The following is a 21,147-nucleotide window of genomic DNA, read 5'->3' on the forward strand; positions in this document are numbered from 1 at the left end:
TTATACCTCCATCAACATATAGCTAGGATCTGCCAACAATTGCTTCAAGTAATTCATTGACTGTTGTCCCAACATGCCATCGATCAAACGGTGGTCGTAACTTAGTGATAGTTTCATGTTTTGTCCAACAGCTAACTCACCATTATCATCAACAATTGGTTCCTTCAAAATTGAACCCAAACCTAAGATAGCTGATTCCTTATTATTAATAATTGGTGTGAACCATGTACCACGAGCTGAACCCAAGTTAGAAATTGTAATTGTTGCACCTTGCATTTGAGCAGGCTTAATTGTACCTTCACGGACAGCACTAGCCAAATCAGCAATTTCAGTAGCAATTGTCATAATTGACTTACTTTCAGCATGAGCAATAACTGGTACATATAATCCTGAAGGCGCATTAACTGCAACACCAACGTTAACTGTATCATGGTAAATGATTTCGTTAGTATCCATATCAATTGATGCATTAAGTTCAGGGAACTTCTTACCCATAGCAGCTAATGCTTTAACTGCGTATGCCAAGTAAGTCAACTTGATACCTTGCTCTTTAGCGGGTTCCTTAAATTGTGCACGGTGAGCAACTAACTTAGAAACTTCAACACTATCAAAGTTTGTAACAGTTGGAATCGTTGTATTCTGTACGGACATTGCCTTAGCAATTGCCTTACGAACACCAGACATTGGTTGACGTCCTGACTTAGTATCAGCAACTTCAATCTTCTTTTCTGGTGCCGGTGCACTTGTCTCAGGTGCTGCTGGTGCTGCTGGTGCTGCTGGTTCAGGTACTGCTGGTGCAACCGGCGCACCGCTAAACCCAGTAACATCAGCCATTGTAATATGACCGTGACGTCCTGATGCAGGAACCTGTGACAAATCAATATTATTTTCAAATGCATAGTGACGCACTGATGGCATTGCTAAAATTTGACCATTTGTCGCAACAACATTACCTGCTGGCGCCTCAGGCGCCGCTGGTGCTGCCGATTCTTCAACGGCCTTCTCTTCTTCCTTTGGTGCCGGTGCAGCCTCACCAGCTGCAGAACCAGTACCATCACCATCAAATTCAATCAATGGATCACCAACAGCTACTGTCGTGTCAGGTTCAACAAACAGCTTTGTGACAGTTCCAGCGTATGGTGATAGAATTTCTTGCACTAACTTATCATTTTGTACTTCGGCAACAGAATCATCAACCTTAACCGTATCACCAACTTTAACTAACCAATTTGTGATATCACCTTCGGCCATTCCTTCACCGATATCCGGCATCTTAAAAATCTCAGTCATAGTTTACAACCTCCTTGGCCTTAGCAACAACGTCATCAGCCTTCATCATCCAGTCATTTTCTGCTTGAGCGAATGGGTAAACTGTATCTGGTGCAGCCACACGACCAATTGGTGCTTTCAAACTCAAGATAAAGCGCTCTGAAATTTCAGCCATCACTGTAGCTGCAACTCCAGCCATACGCTGTGCTTCTTGTACAACAACAACACGACCAGTCTTTTTAACAGACTCACCAATTGTTTCTATATCAATTGGTGAAACTGTACGAAGATCAACAACTTCAGCTTCAATACCTTCTTTAGCTAATTCTTCAGCGGCCTTTAGTGAAACAGGTACAGCACCACCATATGAAACGATGGTAACATCAGAACCTTCACGAGCAATTGCTGCCTTATCCAATGGTGTTGTGTAGTAACCGTCAGCAACTTCACCCTTCATTGAACGATATAGATGCAAGTTCTCCAAGAAGACAACTGGATCATCAGATTCAATTGAACTCAATAGTAATCCCTTTGCATCAGCAGGGTTAGCAGGCATAACAACCCGAAGTCCTGGTACTTGCGCAACAATTCCTTCTAGGTTGTCAGCGTGCATCTCAGGCGTCTTTGTTCCACCACCATATGGTGAACGAACAACGATTGGCATATTACGTGTACCATTGAAACGGAAACGTGTACGTGACATTTGACCAGCAATAGAGTCCATTACTTCAAACAAGAAACCAAAGAATTGGATTTCCATAATTGGACGATAGCCAGTTGTTGCAAGCCCAATTGCTAACCCACCAATACCTGACTCTGCTAGAGGTGTATTGAAGACACGTTCGTCACTATACTTTGCTTGCAAACCATCAGTTGCACGGAACACACCACCATTTTCACCAACATCTTCACCAAAAATTAGGGTGTTCTCGTCTTTATCCAAAGCTAAATCTAAAGCATCCTGAATTGCTGCAATATATGTTTTCTTAGCCATAATTACTTACCCTCGCTCTCAAAGTGCTCAATCTGTTCCTTCATCACCTGTCCTGGAACTTCCAAAGTGTTCTTTAAGAAGTCAGAAATCTTTTGCTTTTCAATGTTATCAGCAATCTTAATTTGCTCATCAATATAACTATCTACTTCAGCGATGTAATCTTCCTCTTGCTTCTCATCCCAGACACCTTTTTCAGTCATAAACTTACGCATACGAATCAATGGCTCTTTCTTCCACCATTCTGCGATGTCTTCCTTTGTACGGTAACGTAATGGATCATCACCGGCTGTTGAGTGTGGTTCCAAACGATTAGTCAATGTCTCAACCAAAACAGGACCATTACCAGCGACTGTCCAAGCACGAGCTTCTTTGGCTGCCAAATACATTGCCAAGGGATCCATACCATCAACAACTAAACTAGGAATACCAGATGCCCAACCTTTAGCTGCCAAATGAGGTGCAGCTGTTTGTAATGCACGTGGTGTTGAAATGGCATAACCATTATTTTGCACAAAGAAAACAGCATTTGCTTTGTATGCTGAAGCAAAGTTAACACCCTCGTAAAAGTCTCCTTGTGAAGTTCCACCATCACCTGTATAAGCATATGCAACAGCATCTTGCTTGCGCTTCTTCAAGCCCAAAGCAACACCAGCTGCCTCAACATATTGAGCACCAATAATAATTTGTGGCATCCATGAGTTAACAGGCTCACCATCTTCTGTGGTAAACTCATTTCCTTTTGCATGACCACGTGACCAAAGGATAGCCTTCCAGACAGGCCAGCCCTTATCAACAATTTCAGGAATATCACGATATCCTGGGAATAGCCAATCTTCCTTACCAAAAGCATATGCTGAAGCCATTTGTGAAGCTTCTTGTCCTGCAGTTGGTGCAAAGAAGCCAAATCGTCCTTGCTTAGCCAACTTTGTTGAACGAATGTCTAGTTGACGACTAAACAACATCTTTTTCATAATTGCGACTAAATCTTCATCTGTTAATTCTGAACGCTTGTAAGCTGCTTTGTCCAATAATTTTCCGTCGTTATCCAATAACTTTAGTGTTGGAAAAAAATCATCTTGCGCTTGCAGTTGTCCATCAAAATCTAAAACCTTCTTGTTTGCATCTGCGATACTTGCCATTGCATGTAGCCCCTTTCTACTTATCACTGTCTCCGGTAAACAATACCGCTAACTCGTTATTAGTAATACCACCGAAATACTGTCCATCTGTATTAGCATTCAAAACTTCAAGAATGGCTTCTGGTGAAAAAACTTGACCAATAAACTTATCTTTAATCTCACGCCAATCGCGAACACCAAGAAAATCCCCCGTAAAATCAATATCTTGAATTTTACCTTCCTTAACATTCGCTTTGACATCAATACTACCGCCACGATATTTCGCATGATTAATAAAATCAAACTCAGGACTCTTCCCATAATTCCATTCCCAAGTTGAGAATCGCTCATCTCGCCAACGTTTAATATCTGCAATCTGTTCATTAGTCAGAACTAACTCGCCGTCTTTACCTTCATTAGATAGATAATAACGCAAAGCCTCCATAAAGCCTGCCAAAGTTTGTCCTTCTGGTGCATAGTTCTTAATATTACCAACACGTGCGCGAACCGACTTTGCTGCTTTTGAAATAAATTTCTCATCAGCAACGTTTAATGATCGCACCATTGCATCAACATCTGTGTCCCACATTAGCGTACCATGGTGCATTAAGTAACCACCAACGTAACGCTGTGCATTACCAGATACCTTCTTGCCATCTACTTCTAAGTCATTTCGACCTGTAATTTTGGCATCGATACCAATTGAATGTAATGCATCATACATTGGTTCAACGAACTGCTTAAAGTTGACCTGACTACTATTTTCAACTGGTACGAAAAAAGTAAAACAAATGTTGCCTAAGTCGTGATAGACCGCGCCACCACCAGACATTCGGCGAACAACTTGTACACCTTCCTTATCAACATATTCCTGATTGACTTCCCCAAAAGTATTTTGGTTTTGACCAACAATGACAGCTTTTTTATTCTGCCATAATGTGAAAACTGGTTCCTTTGGTTTGAGGTTGTATAACAACCAACTATCCATCGCAATATTTTGATAGGCATCGGTGCCTAAATAATTAATATACCTCACGACATATGTTCCCCCTCCAAGAAAGCGCTTACAACTTTCTACACATTTATTATAGCATATTTTTCATTCGTACAAAAATACATTTTATACAGGTATAATTGGCTTAATACCGTATTTATAACATATTATTTTATAAAAAAATATTTATTTTAATATTGTTTTATATTAAAAAAAGTCGCCGAGAACACATACAAATGTGTTCTAATAGCGACAATTTTTTTAGCATTTTTTATTTAATGTGTACCATATATGCAACTATCTATATCTAATGATGTCGTAAATAGTTCAATGCATCTTGAAATGTTTTAACTGGTACGATTTTCATACCTGGCGCATACTTTTTGGCTGTTTTTACAGCTTGTTGATAGTTGGTTAAACCATCAGTCTCATATTTCAAATTTTGCTTTGTTGGTTTCAAATATGGTGCAAAGAAAATTTTAGCCCCTGATTCATGCGCAACAATGACTTTTTTATCAATGCCTCCTATTTCACCAACTTGACCATCCTTATCAATAGTGCCAGTACCTGCAATTTTACGACCATTCGCCAAGTTTTCTGATGATAAACCGTCATACATTTCCAATGCAAACATTAAACCACCAGATGGCCCACTAATTTCACCCATATTGGCACTAATTTTACGTGGTGATGTGACATCCACTGAATCAGTTAAAGCAATACCAATACCTGGTAACTTCTTTGTACCAGCTAAAGCAACAGATTTACCAGTTGCCGTTTTTAACTTATTGTGCTGTTTATAGGTAATTTTTAAAGTTGTACCAACTTTGTGTGATCTAATATACGTTTGAAAACCTTTTGCAGAATTAAATTTCTTATTATCCACTGTTGTAACTGTATCACCAACTCGCAATTTTTTCTTGAAATTAGAATTATCTTGAACTGACATCACATAGATACCATTAAAGGTTCTTTTATAAGGAACTTTAGCAGCTTTGTATGCCACAGCCTTAGCCTCGTTAACAGCTGATTTCATATAAATTTTATTAATTGCTGCACTATCTGACGCACTAGAACCACCATTAGCTTCACGACTAGTCATTACTGTTGCTGTTGGATTTAAAGCAGCAATAATTGCCCCCAATCCATTAACTTGTGATAAATAAACAGCAGTAATCATGTATTTACCATCTATTTGTGGTTTTTTACCATCTATTTTAATATATGACTTTAAATCATCAGCTTCACCGGGCGTTTCAGCATAAAGTGGTAATGGACATATCAATCCTAGTAAAACTAGGACAATCATGATTAAGCCAACTATTTTTAACCTTTTATGTTTTTTGTTTTTATTGACTGATTGCTTTGACATACTAATACCCTAATTTCTTCATTAATGCTATTTCAATATCATGAGGTACATAATTGGCAATATCTGTGCCCGTACTGGCCACTTCCTTTAATAAGGAACTCGACAAAAATTGGTGTTCTGGTTTGGCTAGTAAGAAAACTGTTTCAACCTGTCGGAGTGAATCATTCATTTGTGCGATATCACGCTCATATAAATAATCCTTTTCGTTACGTAAACCACGTATTAAGACATCTGCATGAATCGTTTTCATAAAATCAACAGTTAAGCCTGTCATTGCAATAATTGTAACGTTCGATAAATCAGACACTGTCTTTTTAATCAGTGCCATTTTTTCATCAGAGGAAAATAAATATTGTTTACTGATATTTGTCCCAACCCCAACCACAACCTCATCAAATAACAATGAAGCTCGCTTAACAATATCAAGATGACCATTTGTAAATGGATCAAAACTTCCTGGAAATAATGCTTTTACCATATAGTATTTACCCTTCTATATAACGATATAATGTAATAACGGTAATGCCATAGCCTTTTTGTTTCAGTAATTCAAAACCTGGTAAAGTTTCTGGCAAATCAGCAAATTGATCTGTTTCTGCTACTATTAGCGCATCTGATGCAATTAAGTTCGTCGCAACTAATGCCTCCAAATCTTTAACAATTGTTTGTTTTGCATAAGGAGGATCAAAGTATAAAATATCAAACGCTGACGTGCCTTGTAAACGATGTATCGCTGTTTCAGCCGTACTTTTAATCACTTGAAATTGTTCCGGATGTTTCGTTATTGCAATATTTTCTTTGATTGTCTTAATCGCTGCATACTGTCGATCAACCAAAACTGCTTCGTTAATGCCACGAGAAACACCTTCAATGCTTAAACCACCCGATCCAGCATATAAGTCTAATGACCGACCACCATCAAAGTAAGGACCAATCATACTAAACAATGCTTCTTTGACTTTATCCGTTGTTGGACGTGTTGCATTACCTGGAACTGCCTTTAATGGTCGACCACCAAAATCACCACTGACTATTCTCATTATAATTCCTCTTCGTCTATTGGCTCATCCGAAAGTTCATTGGGATCAATCATTAATTCAAATGAGTCACCGTCACTACCTACCGTTGTATCGACTTCTGGCCAATGAGATAAACTAACTGATGAAACAAAACCTAATTTTTCAATTAATTTTGATTTTGTTGCCACTTCATTTTCATCCATATAAATAACAGCATACTTCATCTTCTCTGAAATATAATTAACAACTCCAAAACGACGTAGCTGACGAGCTTGGCGTACATTTTTTAAGTAAACAATCACACTACGTCGTGGTTTAATTTCAAATGCCATTTGTATTGTCCACCCTTTCTAATTCATTTTTATATTTTATTTGTCCAATAATATTTAAAGCAACGCCAAAAGTTATTCCCCATGAAAGTAACGACGAACCACCATATGAAATCATTGGAAATGTCACACCAGTAATTGGTAAAATACCCACAACACCGCCAAGATTAATTAATATCTGAACGACAACATATGTTGCTACACCATACAACACCAGCCTTTGTTGCATTCGTTGTGCACGAATACCCATGACTAATAATCGCCAAATAATCACGGCAAACACAATCAATACCACCCAAATTGTAATGGCACCCAATTCTTCACCAACAATGGCCATAATAAAATCAGTGTTTGGCTCAGGTAAATAACCTGTTTTCTGAATACTGTTCCCCAAGCCACGGCCAAACAAACCACCATTACTAATGGCATAATATGAATTAATTAATTGATGACCAGAGTCACCAGCTACCCAAGGATTAACATACGCTTCAAATCTGGAAAGCTGATATTGTAAAAAGGGTAACTTTTCAAGCAAAGGTAATGAAAAAGGAATTGCAATATAAAATACAAGTATCATCCCAATCAATGTTAGGAGACTTCGTAACTTAACACCTGACATCGTTAAAACAATTAAAAAAACAATCAACAAAATAATCAAGCCACCAAAGTCGGGCATCAAAAGAACCATAATCATTCCAGAAAAAGGAATCAACAAATCTTGAAATGAAATTTTTGGAAACCAATTATTGCTCTCAGGTTTCTTACGGGAAAATCGATGTGCAATGTACAAAATCATACTAATTTTAAAATATTCCACTGGCTGAATTCCAAAAGAACCAATATAAATCCAGCCTTTTGCCCCAGATGTGACTGGTCCAAAGCCTAAGGTGTAAGCCATGACGAGTAAAATAATGACATTCGTTGCTAATATAAATACTTTAATAAATCTTGATTGCCAATTAATCTTTAAAGTAAATATGACTAACATAATAACCAAGCTCATTAAACCAAAAAAAACCTGTTTAATTAAAAAACTACTAGCTGAACCAATCGCCATATTTGTACTAGAAGTATAAACCATCGCATCACCAAAAATCATAATTGCAATAATTGGTATAAGTAACCACAAGTCTAAATAATGAAATTTGTTTTTTATTCGACCCATTAATCCAAGGCGCTTTTTTCCTTCGCGAGGATGGGTTTTTATTGCTTCCATGTTAATGAGCTCCTTTTATAAATAGCTTTTTCCATTTTATCACATCTACACCCGAGCTATGCTTAATCATTCAGGCTTTTACTTTAATATGATTGATTTCAATACTAAAAAACAGTTGTCATCTATTATATAGGATAACAACTGTTCATTAACATTATTAATAATTAGCCTTGTTGTGACATTTTACGACGCTTTGCAGCCTTTTCACGTTCGTTTGTACCCAAAATTTGCTTACGGATACGGACATTTTCAGGCGTTACCTCTGCATATTCGTCGTCATCTAAGAACTCCAAAGATTCCTCAAGTGTCATGTCACGAGGTGTCTTGATTGAAGCAGTTTGATCCTTGTTTGATGAACGAACATTTGTTTGATTCTTTGCCTTTGTAACATTGACAGAAATGTCATTGTCACGGCTATTCATACCAACAACCATACCTTCGTAGATATCATCACCTGGATGAATAAACATTGTACCACGGTCTTCAACACCCATAATCGCATATGTCGTTGCTTGTCCTTGGTTGATCGATACTAACGTACCATTACGACGACCAGGATTCCAGTTCTTAACAACTGGTGCATATGTCTCAAACGTGTGGTTATAAATACCATATCCACGTGTCAATGACATAAATTCAGTTGAGTATCCAATCAAGCCACGTGAAGGTACCAAGAAATCCATACGAGTGGTTCCTGTACCAGTAGGCTCCATGTTACGCATTTCACCCTTACGTTGATTCAATGAATCAATGACTGCTCCTGAGTATTCATCAGGTGTATCAACTTGAACAGCCTCAAAAGGCTCAGACTGCACACCATCAACATCCTTAATAATAACTTGTGGACGTGATACTTGAAGTTCAAAGCCTTCACGACGAAGTGTTTCAATCAAAATTGATAGGTGTAATTCACCACGACCTGAAACAAGCCATGCACCAGCTTCATCAGTGTCTTCAACGCGTAATGATACATCAGTATGCAATTCACGATGCAAACGATCTTCAATTTGACGAGCCGTTACAAATTTACCCTCACGACCAGCAAATGGTGAATCATTTGTACGGAAAGTCATTTGCAATGTTGGCTCATCAATATGAAGCAATGGTAATGCTTCTGGATGAGCTGGATCAACAACTGTTTCACCAACTGAAATCTCATCCATTCCTGAAACAGCAATCAAATCACCAGATTCGGCCTCATTAATTTCAATACGATCCAAACCAATGTAACCAAACAACTTTGTCACACGGAAGTTTTGTATTGAACCATCAATTTTCATAACAGCAACTGAATCGCCAACTTTAATTTTCCCGTTAAACACACGACCAATACCAATTCTTCCAACGAAATCATTATAATCTAACAATGACACTTGGAACTGTAATGGTTGATCTGATGTATCTTCTGGTGCAGGAATTGTCTTGAATACGGTCTCAAAAATTGGTGCCATCGTGTGTTCTTGTGATGAAATTTCTGGATCATATGAAGACGTTCCATTCATTGCTGAAGCATAAACAACTGGGAAGTCCAGTTGTTCTTCATCAGCTCCTAACTCGATAAACAAATCCAAAACTTCATCAACAACTTCGGTTGGACGAGCACCTGGACGATCCACTTTGTTAACCACGACAATTGGTGTTAAGTTTTGCTCAAAGGCTTTCTTTAGAACAAAACGAGTTTGTGGCATTGTGCCTTCAAAGGCATCAACCACTAGTAAAACACCATCAACCATACCCATAATACGCTCAACTTCACCACCGAAGTCCGCGTGCCCAGGTGTATCCATGATGTTTATTTGCTTATCGCCAACTTTAACAGCTGTATTTTTTGACAAGATAGTAATACCACGCTCTTTTTCAAGATCATTAGTATCCATCGCACGGTCGCTTAATTCTGTACGCATATCTAGCGTATCAGACTGCTTAAGTAGTTCATTAACTAACGTTGTCTTACCGTGATCGACGTGAGCAATAATTGCAATATTGCGGATATTTTCGCGTTTTGCCAAAATCCTATTCTCCTTGACGCATACGTCACTTTTTTCTGTAATCGGTGTAACAAGCGAAAAACTACAAAACTAATGTTATAACCACTCCTTTTGAATAGTCATAATATCATGGTATGTTTTCTCTGTTGCCACAAGTACTGAACCTGATACTAACATATTCATAGGGTATTCGTCAATTGTTCCAACTTTTAATCCTAAAGATTTTGCCAATGCTACACCTGCCGCAAAATCCCATGGTCTCATGCGACTAAGATACGCAACCGCTTTCCCTGTTAATACGTGCAAATAGGAAATGCCTGCAGAACCATAAATACGATAACCAATTGCAGCTTTGGCTAATGCTGTGAATCCATATTCTTCATATAATAATCGGGCACCGGACAGAATAATTAGACCATCTTTTAAACCCAAATTTGTTGGTGTTTCTAGTGGCTTGCCATTGTGATAAACGCCAAACGCTGGGCCACCATGAACGACATCATGTTGTGCAATATCCATAATCCATGCCATTACTGGTTCCCCATTCTCATAAACAGCAACCATTGTTGCAAACTCAGCTTGTTGCTTAACAAAATTCATTGTGCCATCAATAGGGTCAACAAACCAAATACGGCCTTCTGTCGACTTTACGGCATCCCCAAAACCTTCTTCACCCAAGATTTTTGCTTCAGGGTCATACGTCCGAATATGTTGGACATAGTATTGTTCAATTTCTCGATCAACATTTGTTACTAAATCTCGATGACTGCTTTTGGTTTCCACTTGAATTCGTTGATGAATCCGTTTCATCACTATTTGACTAATATCATCGAGCCACCCAAGGACTGTTTCGTCCATTTTTTTTAGTTGTACCTTATCCATAAGCTAGTTCTCCATTCTAAAATGTCGACTAGTAGTCTGTTGTGCAGCATTAATTGTCTTATAAATACTATATCCAGATAATTTTTCGAATTCACGACCGAGCTGTTTCTCCTCGCTTTTACTAGGTACCACCAATTTAAAAGCCGTATAAGCTTCTAATAATTTCTGGCGCTCGATACCGATTTCGTAAGCGTTTGCTACCGCAGAATAAAGATTACTAGCAGTAACAATGTCAGATGTATGCCAACCAGCTAACAGTGGGTAACTAAAATTTTTATCCGAATTTTTCATATAAATCACCCCAAATAACGTGTGTTATCAGTTTGAGCCCATGGATCTTTCTTATTAATATGATCGTAATATAGTGTTCCGTGCAAATGGTCAATCTCATGTTGAAAGACAATCGCTGGATAGCCTTCTAATTTTAATTCTTGTTTATCACCATTTTCGTTTTGATATCTCACCGTAATCCGATATGCCCGAGCAACGTAACCTGGTAAATCATTATCAACTGAAAGACAGCCTTCACCCATTGACAAAGCACCCATTTTAACAGATTGACGCGTAATGACAGGATTATAAATTGTTCCTTTAAAGAAATATTGGTCTTCATTTCCTTTATTTTCTTGCAACTCTTCAACATCAGCTGAAGGAATTAAGATAGATGAAAACTGTTGTGAAATTCCAACTTGTGGCGCTGCTAAACCAACACCTGGTCGTAACCCATATTTTTCGTTTGCTTCTTCATTTTGACTAATAACTAAGTAATCCATCATATTCTTTGAAGCTTCCTTAATTTCGTCAGATAAAGGGAATACAACTTTTGCAGCACGCTCTCGTAATACCTTGTCACCATCACGTACAATTTCATTCATCAAATACATCTTCAGACTCTCCTATTTTTTATCTTATTTTTAGTATATCAAATTCTAAACAGGCTGGTTTAACTTCCTTAAATCTCTTATATACGCAGCAGTTTCTTGATTAACAATATGAGCCACATCGATGTGTAATTCTGGTACGCGATTATCATACCAAACATCGGTTACTAACAGTGCCATATCAGTTTCAGAAGCACTGGGTAAATTATTTTTTTGAGTATATTCTCTTAACGCATTGTTAACTGCTTGACGGACAACAACAACCTCTTGCATCTCAGATACTGGCAAAATAAATTCAAATGCCATGACCTCATGTCCCCAAATGTTAGCAACCAAAGTTGACGAAATATGTTTTTCAGGTAGCAAATATAAGACATCTTGTAAGTCTTGTAATGCATATGTCATGCCATGATTGACCGTTTGCTGCGAAGCAATGATTTGTCGTTCAGTTAACCGACGCCCATAGCGCCTATAAATCGTTATGGCAATAATCATGGTTATTATAATGATCAAAATCCATAAAATCCACATGACTGTTCCTCCATAAAGTTTAAATAAACTTTCTCATTTATTACTATGTTTAGTGTACCCGAATTTGAAACAAAAAACGATTAAATAAATTAACAATGGCTTGATACAAAAAATTTTTTAAATTATTTATATCAAATCTTTTCATTAACAATCAAGTTGCGTAACTATTTTGTCGTTAGTAGCAGATACTATGATTTTCTGCTAAACTAGCTATATACGAATAGTCGGAATAAAAAATAAGGAGATACTTTATTATTATGATTTTTAAAGTTTACTATCAACCTAATACTTTTCAAAGTCCAGAGCGTGAAAACACACATTCTCTTTACTTAGATGCACCAGATTTACCAACCGCACGTTTAGCTGTTGAAAAAAATACAGACTATAATGTCGAACACATCGAACAGCTATCAGAAAAAGCTTTGGCTTATGAACAACAAAATCCAGACTTTAAACTAACGGAGTTTTAATATATGACAACTGATTTAACCATTCAACCTAATGAAGCAGCTGTCTATGCTTTAGGTGGTTTAGGTGAAATCGGGAAAAACACTTATGGTATTGAATACGGTGATGAAATTATCGTTATTGATGCTGGTGTAAAATTTCCAGAAGACGAACTTCTTGGAATTGACTACGTAATTCCTGATTATACCTATTTAAAAGACAATAAAGATAAAATTAAAGCCCTTGTTATTACCCACGGACACGAGGATCATATTGGTGCGATTCATTTCTTTTTAAATGCAGTCAATGTCCCTGTCTATGCCGGACCGCTAGCAATTGCGCTTATTAAAAATAAATTAGACGAACATGGTCTGTTAAACAGTACAGAACTACATGAAATTAATGAAGATACCATTTTAAAATTTGATAAAATGAGTGTTGAATTTTTTCGTACGACCCACTCTATTCCTGATACTTATGGGGTTGCTGTTCATACACCTGCTGGAACCATAGTCGAAACAGGTGATTTTAAATTCGATCTGACGCCAACAACAAAGCAGCCACCTAATTTACAAAAAATGGCTCGCATTGGCTCAGAAGGTGTTTTATTGCTTATGTCTGACTCAACTAATGCGGAACGCCCAGAGTTTTCAAAATCTGAACGTTGGGTAGGTAAAACCATTGATAAATTATTCAACGAAATTAATGGCCGAATAATCTTCGCCACCTTTGCTTCTAACATGTCACGTATTCAAATGGCAACACAGGCTGCTTTACAGCATGGTCGTAAAATTGCTGTTTTTGGTCGCTCAATGGAAAGTGCCGTTACTAACGGACTCGCTCTTGGCTATCTTGACATTCCAGAAGAAATGCTTGTTGATGCTCATGAAATTAATAAGCTACCACCAGAAGAAGTACTCATCATGTGTACCGGTTCTCAGGGTGAGCCAATGGCTGCCTTAGCTCGAATCGCGAATGGTACACATCGTCAAATATCTATTCAACCGGATGATACTGTTATATTTTCTAGTTCACCAATTCCAGGAAACACACAGTCAGTCAATCGAGTGATTAACGAATTGGAAGAAGCTGGTGCGAATGTCATTCATGGAAAAATTAATAATATTCATGCATCTGGTCACGGTGGTCAAGAAGAACAAAAATTAATGCTTTCATTGATGAAGCCTAAGTTCTTTATGCCAATTCACGGTGAATACCGGATGTTAAAGGTTCATGAAGGGTTAGGCCATGATGTTGGTGTGCCAGAAGATCACACTTTTGTTTTAGATAATGGTGATGTATTAGCCGTTTCCCCTGATGAAGCTCGGATTGCTGGACATATTCCTGCACAAGATACTTACGTTGATGGTAATGGTATTGGCGATGTTGGTACTGCCGTACTTCGTGATCGCCAAATGCTATCAGAAGATGGCCTAGTAGTAGTCGTTGCGACTATTGATTTAAAAAGTAAGGAAATTACTGCTGGTCCAGATATCTTATCACGTGGCTTCATTTATATGCGTGAGTCAGAAGAATTAATTAATGAAGGTCGTAAAGTCATTTTCCACGCGATTTTATCTGCTATGCACGAACCAGCGACGACTGAACATAGTATTCGAAATGCTGTTGTTTCACAGTTACAACGATTTTTGTTTGAACAAACCAAACGTCGACCACTTATTCTACCGATGTTTATTATGATTTAATTTCTTATATTTTTTAAAAGCCGTTCAATACTATCACAAAAGAAAGCGTGATAGTATTGAACGGCTTTTTATAGATATTTTATTTATAAGAAAAATGGATATTTTAATGATTTTAATGTCACGTCATAGGTCTTAACAGCCAAAATCTCACCATCTAAATGGCTATATTCTAATTTGATTGTTTTTAAACGAATCTGAGCTGCTTGGACATGATACACTTCTTTATAAAAATAATGATGTCCCCTCAGTAAAGCACCAACTAACCATAGAAGACGCCGTAAATTTTTAGGTCGATCAACAAGCACAATATCAAATAAGCCATCTTTGGCATTAGCGCCAGGTGCAATTTTTATACCACCACCAAAATAAGGCTGATTGGAAATTGTTAATAAATAACCTTGCTGATTATGGATTATTTTGTCGGTATCCAATAATTGTAATGTTACTTCAAATGCATCTTGCTGTTGCACACTTTGAAAAGCAGACAACAAGTAACTGACACTGCCCAAATGAATTTTATTCAACCATTGTTTTAAAGTAGATTGATTTGCTAAAGCAACTGTTGTTGCATCGATACCAATACCAAAATTATTTACAAAAAAGTATTCTTCATGCGTTTGTCTATCAATATAGTTACCAATATCTAGCATAGTCACTTCATGACGTCTAACTGCCTGATCGATACGTTTAAACGCTTCGATCGGATTTTGAGACACGTGATGGCTTCTCGCAAAATCATTCCCCGATCCAGCAGGTATATATGCAATCGGCTGTCTCTGCTTTTTATTTTTAGCTAACCCGTTTAAGGCTTCATGTAACGTGCCATCCCCACCCAAAATAACGACCTGTTGTTTGTCTAAATCAAGTGTCTGCAATTGTTGCGTCATATTACCAGATATTTGAGACCACTGCACATCATATCGAAATTCATATTTATCTAAATATTTTCGTAAAATACGCCATTTTTTCTTTGCTAAACCATTACCTGCAATTGGATTCACAAAAAAGCTATACCTCATTTTGATAGTTATCCCTTCGTTGATTCACTAACTACAAGTATAGCTAATTATATCAATGTTTCATATCATCTAATTTAATTATCGCGTGTTCCCCAAAACTTTTGCTTGTATGCATCGCGGTCCTTTTTTTCATCAGCATAAATATCAGCGTGCTTTCGATAAAATTGTTGATGTTCTTCTTCAGCATCCCAAAAAATTTTTGCTTGCTCAATTTTTGTCACAATTTCATCATCACCAAAAATGTGACTTGCGATTAATGCCTCTTTTGATTGCTTAGCAATAGCTAGTTGTTCATTCGAGTTAACAAAAATCACCGGTCTATAGTTATCGCCACGATCTTGAAATTGTCCCATTGCATCAGTTGGATCAGCGGTTTGCCAATATAATTTGACTAAATCTTCATAGCTCACAATATCTGGATCAAACCAAATTTTCACTGCTTCCGTATGGCCTGTTTCATGTGCCTTTACTTGTGCATAGGTTGGATGATCTTTAAATCCACCTGTATAACCAGAACGTACTTTTAAGATACCTGGTAATGTTTCAAAAGGTTCAACCATACACCAAAAACAACCACCCGCAAAAATTGCCGTCTCTTCTGTCATTATCTCTCTCCTCATATTCTATATCATCACTTATTCATGTATTTTTATTGTTTTATTTCAATTTAATATCCCATGCTGCTTTTTCAGCTGATCCATACAATGCCTTCATATGTGCTTTTGTTTGATCGGTTTGATATGCTTTTACAACTTGTCGATATATTTTCTTATTTTGAGTACCTTTGCGAGCCACAATAATATTAATATAACCCCTATTTGCCTTATTTACTGGTTCTGTATATAATGCTTTGTCAATATCTAATTTAGCATCTAATGCATAATTTGTATTAACGACCCCCGCATCAACACCTTTAAGGGCAGATGCTGTTTGTTCAGAATTAACTTCCTTGATATGAAAATGCTTCTTATTTGTTGTGATGTCTTTAACACCTGGTAGTTTTTTTGAATGGTCATATTTGATTAACTTTGCAGACTCTAACACATCTAAAGCGCGTTTTTCATTGGACCCATCATTTGGCACAATAATCGTGGCTTTTTGAGGTAAGTCAGCTAACTTTTTATATTTTTCAGAATATATACGTATTGGTGTCACATATGTCTTACCGATTGGGACAAGTTTATTACCAAGATGCTTATTTTGTTCATTGAAATAGGCAATTGTCTGCATAGCATTCAAATCAATTGATTTATCAACCAATGCTTGATTTGGTTTCACATAATCAGTAAATACTTTTAATTTAATGTTTAAATGTTTATATGGTATTTTTGGGCAGCATCTTTTTTAACGTATTGCCACAATTGTCTATCAGAATCGCCAACTAAACCAACTGTCACTGTCCGTGAATGACTATCAGCTGACACCGTTGTATTAATTCCACCAATGCCAACAATACCAATACCAATTGCCACAATCGTTTCTAATAAACCATGTTTAACTTTTGTATTCATGTTTTACTCCTTAAAAATAAAAAAGTCGTTACTAGGTTTTACCTAGAAACGACTTATCGTGTTACCATTCTATTTTTTTCATTGATTACTCAACAAAACTTCAAACGTGCGAGCAGGGTGCGATATGATGCATTGCCTATACGTGTGTCCAATAACGGCGACCAATCCGTGTATCATTCATGAACTTGCCACTCATCATACCCAATCACAGGCCATTTTCTACTAACTTCCTCATATCATGTCGCACCAAATCATGACTCTCTAAATTGCGGATATTGTATACTTCCCTGGTCAACTTGTTTCAATATTTGTTTTGTTTACGAACTATATATTATACGATTCACATTTTTAAGTCAATACTTTGTTTTTCATCAGCTTCATGAATCGCTTGTAAGGCTACATCACCAACAAAGTTTATGGGCTGTGTGAAATTTGGTTGGAAAAAAAAGTCCGACATTGCCAAATCATCAATAGTCATTTGGTTTTGAATAGCCAAAGAAACCACATTAGCTGCAAGAGAAATATCATGTTTTGACATAAAGGCTGCACCTAATATTCGACGACTAGTCTTTTCCCAAGTTAAGGTAGTTAATACCGAAGTTGTTGATAACATAAAATCTGGTCGATAATCTGCTTCATAAACTGTCTCAACCGCAGTAAAACCATAATTCTCTGCTGATTGCTGATTCATTCCCGTTGCTGACATCGCATAACCATATAATTCAACCGCAGAGGTCGCTTGTGTGCCCGAGTAAGCAAGTTGATGACCATTAATATTGCGAGCAACTATCATTCCTTGGCGTATAGCATTCGTTGCCAACGGTATGTAATCATAGTCTTGTGTTGGATTATAAAAAACAGTTGCTGCATCTCCAGCGGCAAATACATCGGGCACTGACGTTTCCATATACTCATTTGTCTTGATTGCACCATTATCTAGCATGTCGATTTGACCCTCAAATAGTGCTGTATTTGGTAAAAATCCAATACCTAAAATGGCAATATCGGCTTCATATGATCCTTTATCAGTTGTTACTCGAATGCCACCTGTCGACAAATCTTGAAAAGAAGTTACCATTTGATTTAACGCCAGACTAACTTGATTTTCCTTAAAAGCTTCTGCCAAACGGTCAGTGATAACGGGACTAAAATTTTTAGGTAACACATGCTCAGAACCATCAATTAAGGTCACCTTTTTACCAAGCACTGAAAATTGTTCAGCAACCTCAGCACCAATATAACCTGCACCAATGACAATGACACGTTTCACATCATTAGCAACTTTTTTGAGGCGGTTAGCATCTTCCCAAGATTTTACCATATAAATATTCTTACTACGAATACCTTTGATATCTGGAATAAGTGGTTTAGATCCTGTCGTAATAATGATTTTATCAAATATTTCAGTATTTATTTCACCCGTTATTAAATTCTTACTATCAACCTTTTTTGATGCTAAATCAGCTGCAATAACTTGATGTTGCATCTTCATATTAATTCCTTGTTTTATCATTGATACTGGCGATTCATAAAACATTCGTTGCTCATCAGATATATGATTACCAATCCATAGAGCGATGCCGCATGATAAAAATGAAACGGTTGTATGTTGCTCATAAACTGTGACTTCAGCCTCAGGATATTGTTGCTTAATTTGTGTTGCTGAAAACGTGCCTGCATGCGTACTACCAATAACTGCAATCTTCATTAACTTACCTACCCTATTATTTATATCAGATGATATTTGTGTATTTAAAAGCATCTATTTATACTTTTATTCACAATAAATCACCCTTAAAATCTCTATTAAATCAACGTGCCATACATAAAACGTAAATATTAAGTTAAATGCATCACATGTATATTGTAAAGTATTTCACAATAAAGTCAATTAAAATTCAAATTTTGCACACAAAAAAACCATGACAATTTATTGTCATGGTTAAAACCTCAATAATTGTTACGCCACTGTCTGACTAACATGACTGTACCGGTCATAGCACCAAGTGTCATCATAATCTGTGCAAACAGTGAATTGTCTGCCATAATCGTGATACTAACGACCACTGCGATTGTGAATACCACAAAATAGATACAGGCATCTTCAATTTGTTCGGTTAACATATAATGTCATTTCTCCTATTACTTAAACCAAGCATCAACTTTTGATTGATGTTGCTTGATCCAAGCATTTGCTGCTTGCTTAGGTGATTTACCATTTTGAATATCTAACATCACTTTACCCATATCTTTTTTGGTCCATTTAAAGTTCTTTAAGACCTTATAAGCATCCGGTTTGTCCTCCTTCAGCCCCTTACGAGTCATTGTATTAATAGATTCGGCATCACCAAATGACTTTTTTGGATCCTTCAAATACTTCAAATCATACTTTTGGAACATCCAATGTGGTTCCCAACCAGTAACCACAATGTCTTGCTTTGCTTTGATTGCCTTACCAAGTGCAACTGCCATTGCACCTGATGATGAAGGTGTCACTTGCCAACCCTTACTATCTAGGCCATAGTCCTTCAAAGCTTTTTCTGCAGATGTTGTTACACCAGCTCCTGGTTCAATACCAGTCACTTTCTTACCCGCTTGATTTTGCAAATCACCAATTGAATTAACGTTCATATACTTTGGGACAACCAAACCTGTCGTTGCGCCTTTCAAGTTAGGTCCAAGCAAATCAATATCGTTCTTATATTTCTTATATTGTGCCTTGTGAGTTAATGGTAACCAAGCAGAAACGGATGCATCAGCTTGGCCATTAGCAACTGATTGCCACATAATTGAATTATCTAATGGCGTCAGTTCTACCTGATAACCATGTTGACGCATTGCTTGTGCTAAAACGTTACTTGAAGCCACTTCAGAATCCCATTGCACATAAACCAAATTAATTGATTCTTTATGTGAATTAGCCGAAGTTAATGAAGTCACAACACCACCGCCAATCATGGCTATAGCAACAACTAGTGCCGTCCAGACTTTCCAATGATGCTTTGTTGGCTCCGCTTTTTCAGCAGGCTTTTGATTAAGTTTTTGTGTGAATCGATCAATGATAATGGCTAGTACAACTAGTGACAAACCATTAACAAAACCTTTACCAATATCAGCATTTTGAACAGCGGATAGAACACCACGTCCTAACCCAGGTGCACCAATCATTGATGCAATAACAACCATTGATAATGCTAACATTAATGTTTGATTAATACCTGAAAAAATCGTTCCTTTAGCAAGTGGCAATTCCACTTTAAATAATTTTTGTTTTCCCGTTGAACCAAACGAATCCGCTGCCTCAACTAAATCATTAGGTACCTGACGAATTCCTAAGTTTGACATACGAACTGTCGGTGGTAATGCGAAAATAACCGAGGCAAAGACCCCTGGCACAACACCAATACCAAAAAATGCAACTGCAGGGATCAAGTAAACAAAGGCCGGCATTGTCTGCATAAAGTCCAGTATTGGTTGAACAATTTTATTAACAGTCTCGTTCTTCGCCATCCAAATTCCTAATGGGACACCAATAACAATTGATATCAAACTAGAAATAATGACTAACGTAAATGTATTCATTAAATCAGACCATAAATCCTGATTTTCAACAATTAATAGTCCAATAAATGTAAATAGTGGGAAGCCCCATTTTTTCCCAAACATCAATATGGCAAAAATAGTCATCCCAATAATGAATAGCCATACTGGAATCGCCATCAAAGCATTCGTCATGGTATTCATCACTGCATTTCCACCACTTTGAATGGCATCAAACAGACCACTCAAGTGTTTCGTTAACCAATCAACACCTGAGTCAACCCATGGCCCTAATGGCAACTTAGGAAATAAATCTGCTAAAACAAACATA

23 protein-coding genes are annotated in these 21,147 nt (G+C 37.2%); 2 read left to right on the forward strand and 21 right to left on the reverse strand.

Features of this window, described 5'->3' with window-relative positions:
• The 14 genes from ACSKY2_RS02925 to ACSKY2_RS02990 all read right to left on the reverse strand — a co-directional run bounded on the left by ACSKY2_RS02925 (position 1) and on the right by ACSKY2_RS02990 (position 12,593).
• Positions 1–1,290, reverse strand: coding sequence for a 2-oxo acid dehydrogenase subunit E2 (locus tag ACSKY2_RS02925; RefSeq protein WP_489878093.1), 1,290 nt, complete (start codon positions 1,288–1,290; stop codon positions 1–3).
• Entirely contained in the window at positions 1,283–2,263 is a 981-nt protein-coding gene (locus tag ACSKY2_RS02930) for an alpha-ketoacid dehydrogenase subunit beta (RefSeq protein ID WP_489878094.1), read from the reverse strand. Before ACSKY2_RS02930 ends, ACSKY2_RS02925 begins: the two co-directional genes overlap by 8 nt.
• 2 nt (positions 2,264–2,265) lie before the next feature.
• Complete coding sequence (locus ACSKY2_RS02935; RefSeq protein ID WP_489839307.1) at positions 2,266–3,402, reverse strand: thiamine pyrophosphate-dependent dehydrogenase E1 component subunit alpha; 1,137 nt, start codon at positions 3,400–3,402, stop codon at positions 2,266–2,268.
• A 16-nt stretch (positions 3,403–3,418) separates the two neighbouring features.
• The gene (gene lplA, locus ACSKY2_RS02940; protein WP_489878095.1) at positions 3,419–4,417 is read right to left on the reverse strand and encodes a lipoate--protein ligase; all 999 of its coding nucleotides are present in this window, start codon (positions 4,415–4,417) and stop codon (positions 3,419–3,421) included.
• A 265-nt stretch (positions 4,418–4,682) separates the two neighbouring features.
• Complete coding sequence (locus tag ACSKY2_RS02945) at positions 4,683–5,747, reverse strand: SepM family pheromone-processing serine protease (RefSeq protein WP_489878096.1); 1,065 nt, start codon at positions 5,745–5,747, stop codon at positions 4,683–4,685.
• Position 5,748: 1 nt separating this feature from the next.
• Positions 5,749–6,225: a pantetheine-phosphate adenylyltransferase gene (gene coaD, locus ACSKY2_RS02950; protein ID WP_489878097.1), complete on the reverse strand. Its 477-nt coding sequence runs from the start codon at positions 6,223–6,225 to the stop codon at positions 5,749–5,751.
• Positions 6,226–6,232: 7 nt separating this feature from the next.
• Complete coding sequence (rsmD, locus tag ACSKY2_RS02955; protein ID WP_489878098.1) at positions 6,233–6,787, reverse strand: 16S rRNA (guanine(966)-N(2))-methyltransferase RsmD; 555 nt, start codon at positions 6,785–6,787, stop codon at positions 6,233–6,235.
• Entirely contained in the window at positions 6,787–7,098 is a 312-nt protein-coding gene (locus ACSKY2_RS02960; RefSeq protein WP_489839302.1) for a YlbG family protein, read from the reverse strand. Before ACSKY2_RS02960 ends, rsmD begins: the two co-directional genes overlap by 1 nt.
• Positions 7,088–8,311, reverse strand: coding sequence for an FtsW/RodA/SpoVE family cell cycle protein (locus ACSKY2_RS02965; protein ID WP_489878099.1), 1,224 nt, complete (start codon positions 8,309–8,311; stop codon positions 7,088–7,090). The genes ACSKY2_RS02960 and ACSKY2_RS02965 overlap by 11 nt, the downstream gene beginning before the upstream one ends.
• Before the next feature lie 164 nt (positions 8,312–8,475).
• Positions 8,476–10,320 (reverse strand): translational GTPase TypA, encoded by a 1,845-nt coding sequence (gene typA / locus ACSKY2_RS02970; RefSeq protein ID WP_489878100.1) that lies wholly within the window; start codon positions 10,318–10,320, stop codon positions 8,476–8,478.
• Positions 10,321–10,395: 75 nt separating this feature from the next.
• On the reverse strand, positions 10,396–11,181 hold the full coding sequence (locus ACSKY2_RS02975) for an inositol monophosphatase family protein (protein ID WP_489841179.1): 786 nt from the start codon (positions 11,179–11,181) through the stop codon (positions 10,396–10,398).
• Between the two features lie 3 nt (positions 11,182–11,184).
• On the reverse strand, positions 11,185–11,472 hold the full coding sequence (locus ACSKY2_RS02980) for a UPF0223 family protein (RefSeq protein ID WP_489841178.1): 288 nt from the start codon (positions 11,470–11,472) through the stop codon (positions 11,185–11,187).
• Between the two features lie 5 nt (positions 11,473–11,477).
• Entirely contained in the window at positions 11,478–12,065 is a 588-nt protein-coding gene (gene def / locus ACSKY2_RS02985) for a peptide deformylase (RefSeq protein ID WP_489878101.1), read from the reverse strand.
• 45 nt (positions 12,066–12,110) lie between these two features.
• On the reverse strand, positions 12,111–12,593 hold the full coding sequence (locus ACSKY2_RS02990) for a hypothetical protein (RefSeq protein ID WP_489841176.1): 483 nt from the start codon (positions 12,591–12,593) through the stop codon (positions 12,111–12,113).
• A gap of 257 nt (positions 12,594–12,850) precedes the next feature.
• Here ACSKY2_RS02990 and ACSKY2_RS02995 point away from each other — a divergent pair, with 257 nt between their 5' ends.
• Together ACSKY2_RS02995 and rnjA are read left to right on the forward strand one after the other, a co-directional pair.
• On the forward strand, positions 12,851–13,063 hold the full coding sequence (locus ACSKY2_RS02995; RefSeq protein ID WP_489841175.1) for a DNA-directed RNA polymerase subunit epsilon: 213 nt from the start codon (positions 12,851–12,853) through the stop codon (positions 13,061–13,063).
• 3 nt (positions 13,064–13,066) lie between these two features.
• Positions 13,067–14,746, forward strand: coding sequence for a ribonuclease J1 (gene rnjA, locus ACSKY2_RS03000; protein WP_489841174.1), 1,680 nt, complete (start codon positions 13,067–13,069; stop codon positions 14,744–14,746).
• Between the two features lie 83 nt (positions 14,747–14,829).
• Here rnjA and ACSKY2_RS03005 read toward each other — a convergent pair whose 3' ends face one another.
• From ACSKY2_RS03005 to ACSKY2_RS03035, 7 genes are all read right to left on the reverse strand, one after another.
• Entirely contained in the window at positions 14,830–15,765 is a 936-nt protein-coding gene (locus ACSKY2_RS03005; RefSeq protein WP_489878102.1) for a diacylglycerol/lipid kinase family protein, read from the reverse strand.
• 74 nt (positions 15,766–15,839) lie between these two features.
• A complete protein-coding gene (gene msrA, locus ACSKY2_RS03010) occupies positions 15,840–16,370 on the reverse strand; it encodes a peptide-methionine (S)-S-oxide reductase MsrA (RefSeq protein WP_489878103.1) in 531 nt (176 codons plus the stop codon).
• A gap of 52 nt (positions 16,371–16,422) precedes the next feature.
• On the reverse strand, positions 16,423–17,043 hold the full coding sequence (locus ACSKY2_RS03015) for a MetQ/NlpA family ABC transporter substrate-binding protein (protein WP_489878104.1): 621 nt from the start codon (positions 17,041–17,043) through the stop codon (positions 16,423–16,425).
• 29 nt (positions 17,044–17,072) lie between these two features.
• The gene (locus tag ACSKY2_RS03020; RefSeq protein ID WP_489878105.1) at positions 17,073–17,276 is read right to left on the reverse strand and encodes a hypothetical protein; all 204 of its coding nucleotides are present in this window, start codon (positions 17,274–17,276) and stop codon (positions 17,073–17,075) included.
• Positions 17,277–17,616: 340 nt separating this feature from the next.
• The gene (locus tag ACSKY2_RS03025) at positions 17,617–18,984 is read right to left on the reverse strand and encodes an FAD-dependent oxidoreductase (protein WP_489878106.1); all 1,368 of its coding nucleotides are present in this window, start codon (positions 18,982–18,984) and stop codon (positions 17,617–17,619) included.
• A gap of 242 nt (positions 18,985–19,226) precedes the next feature.
• A complete protein-coding gene (locus ACSKY2_RS03030; protein ID WP_489878107.1) occupies positions 19,227–19,400 on the reverse strand; it encodes a hypothetical protein in 174 nt (57 codons plus the stop codon).
• An 18-nt stretch (positions 19,401–19,418) separates the two neighbouring features.
• The gene (locus tag ACSKY2_RS03035; protein ID WP_489878108.1) at positions 19,419–21,146 is read right to left on the reverse strand and encodes an ABC transporter permease/substrate binding protein; all 1,728 of its coding nucleotides are present in this window, start codon (positions 21,144–21,146) and stop codon (positions 19,419–19,421) included.
• Position 21,147 lies beyond the last annotated feature (1 nt).

Source organism: Weissella sp. ESL1156 (assembly GCF_058505625.1).

Bases quoted from the DNA above. Each gene is read 5' to 3' on its own strand.
- ACSKY2_RS02925 (WP_489878093.1), bottom strand. From the start codon at position 1,290: ATGACTGAGATTTTTAAGATGCCGGATATCGGTGAAGGAATGGCCGAA.
- ACSKY2_RS02930 (WP_489878094.1), bottom strand. From the start codon at position 2,263: ATGGCTAAGAAAACATATATTGCAGCAATTCAGGATGCTTTAGATTTA.
- ACSKY2_RS02935 (WP_489839307.1), bottom strand. From the start codon at position 3,402: ATGGCAAGTATCGCAGATGCAAACAAGAAGGTTTTAGATTTTGATGGA.
- ACSKY2_RS02945 (WP_489878096.1), bottom strand. From the start codon at position 5,747: ATGTCAAAGCAATCAGTCAATAAAAACAAAAAACATAAAAGGTTAAAA.
- coaD (WP_489878097.1), bottom strand. From the start codon at position 6,225: ATGGTAAAAGCATTATTTCCAGGAAGTTTTGATCCATTTACAAATGGT.
- rsmD (WP_489878098.1), bottom strand. From the start codon at position 6,787: ATGAGAATAGTCAGTGGTGATTTTGGTGGTCGACCATTAAAGGCAGTT.
- ACSKY2_RS02960 (WP_489839302.1), bottom strand. From the start codon at position 7,098: ATGGCATTTGAAATTAAACCACGACGTAGTGTGATTGTTTACTTAAAA.
- ACSKY2_RS02965 (WP_489878099.1), bottom strand. From the start codon at position 8,311: ATGGAAGCAATAAAAACCCATCCTCGCGAAGGAAAAAAGCGCCTTGGA.
- ACSKY2_RS02975 (WP_489841179.1), bottom strand. From the start codon at position 11,181: ATGGATAAGGTACAACTAAAAAAAATGGACGAAACAGTCCTTGGGTGG.
- ACSKY2_RS02980 (WP_489841178.1), bottom strand. From the start codon at position 11,472: ATGAAAAATTCGGATAAAAATTTTAGTTACCCACTGTTAGCTGGTTGG.
- def (WP_489878101.1), bottom strand. From the start codon at position 12,065: ATGTATTTGATGAATGAAATTGTACGTGATGGTGACAAGGTATTACGA.
- ACSKY2_RS02990 (WP_489841176.1), bottom strand. From the start codon at position 12,593: ATGTGGATTTTATGGATTTTGATCATTATAATAACCATGATTATTGCC.
- ACSKY2_RS02995 (WP_489841175.1), top strand. From the start codon at position 12,851: ATGATTTTTAAAGTTTACTATCAACCTAATACTTTTCAAAGTCCAGAG.
- rnjA (WP_489841174.1), top strand. From the start codon at position 13,067: ATGACAACTGATTTAACCATTCAACCTAATGAAGCAGCTGTCTATGCT.
- ACSKY2_RS03005 (WP_489878102.1), bottom strand. From the start codon at position 15,765: ATGAGGTATAGCTTTTTTGTGAATCCAATTGCAGGTAATGGTTTAGCA.
- msrA (WP_489878103.1), bottom strand. From the start codon at position 16,370: ATGACAGAAGAGACGGCAATTTTTGCGGGTGGTTGTTTTTGGTGTATG.
- ACSKY2_RS03020 (WP_489878105.1), bottom strand. From the start codon at position 17,276: ATGAATACAAAAGTTAAACATGGTTTATTAGAAACGATTGTGGCAATT.
- ACSKY2_RS03025 (WP_489878106.1), bottom strand. From the start codon at position 18,984: ATGAAGATTGCAGTTATTGGTAGTACGCATGCAGGCACGTTTTCAGCA.
- ACSKY2_RS03030 (WP_489878107.1), bottom strand. From the start codon at position 19,400: ATGTTAACCGAACAAATTGAAGATGCCTGTATCTATTTTGTGGTATTC.
- ACSKY2_RS03035 (WP_489878108.1), bottom strand. From the start codon at position 21,146: ATGTTTGTTTTAGCAGATTTATTTCCTAAGTTGCCATTAGGGCCATGG.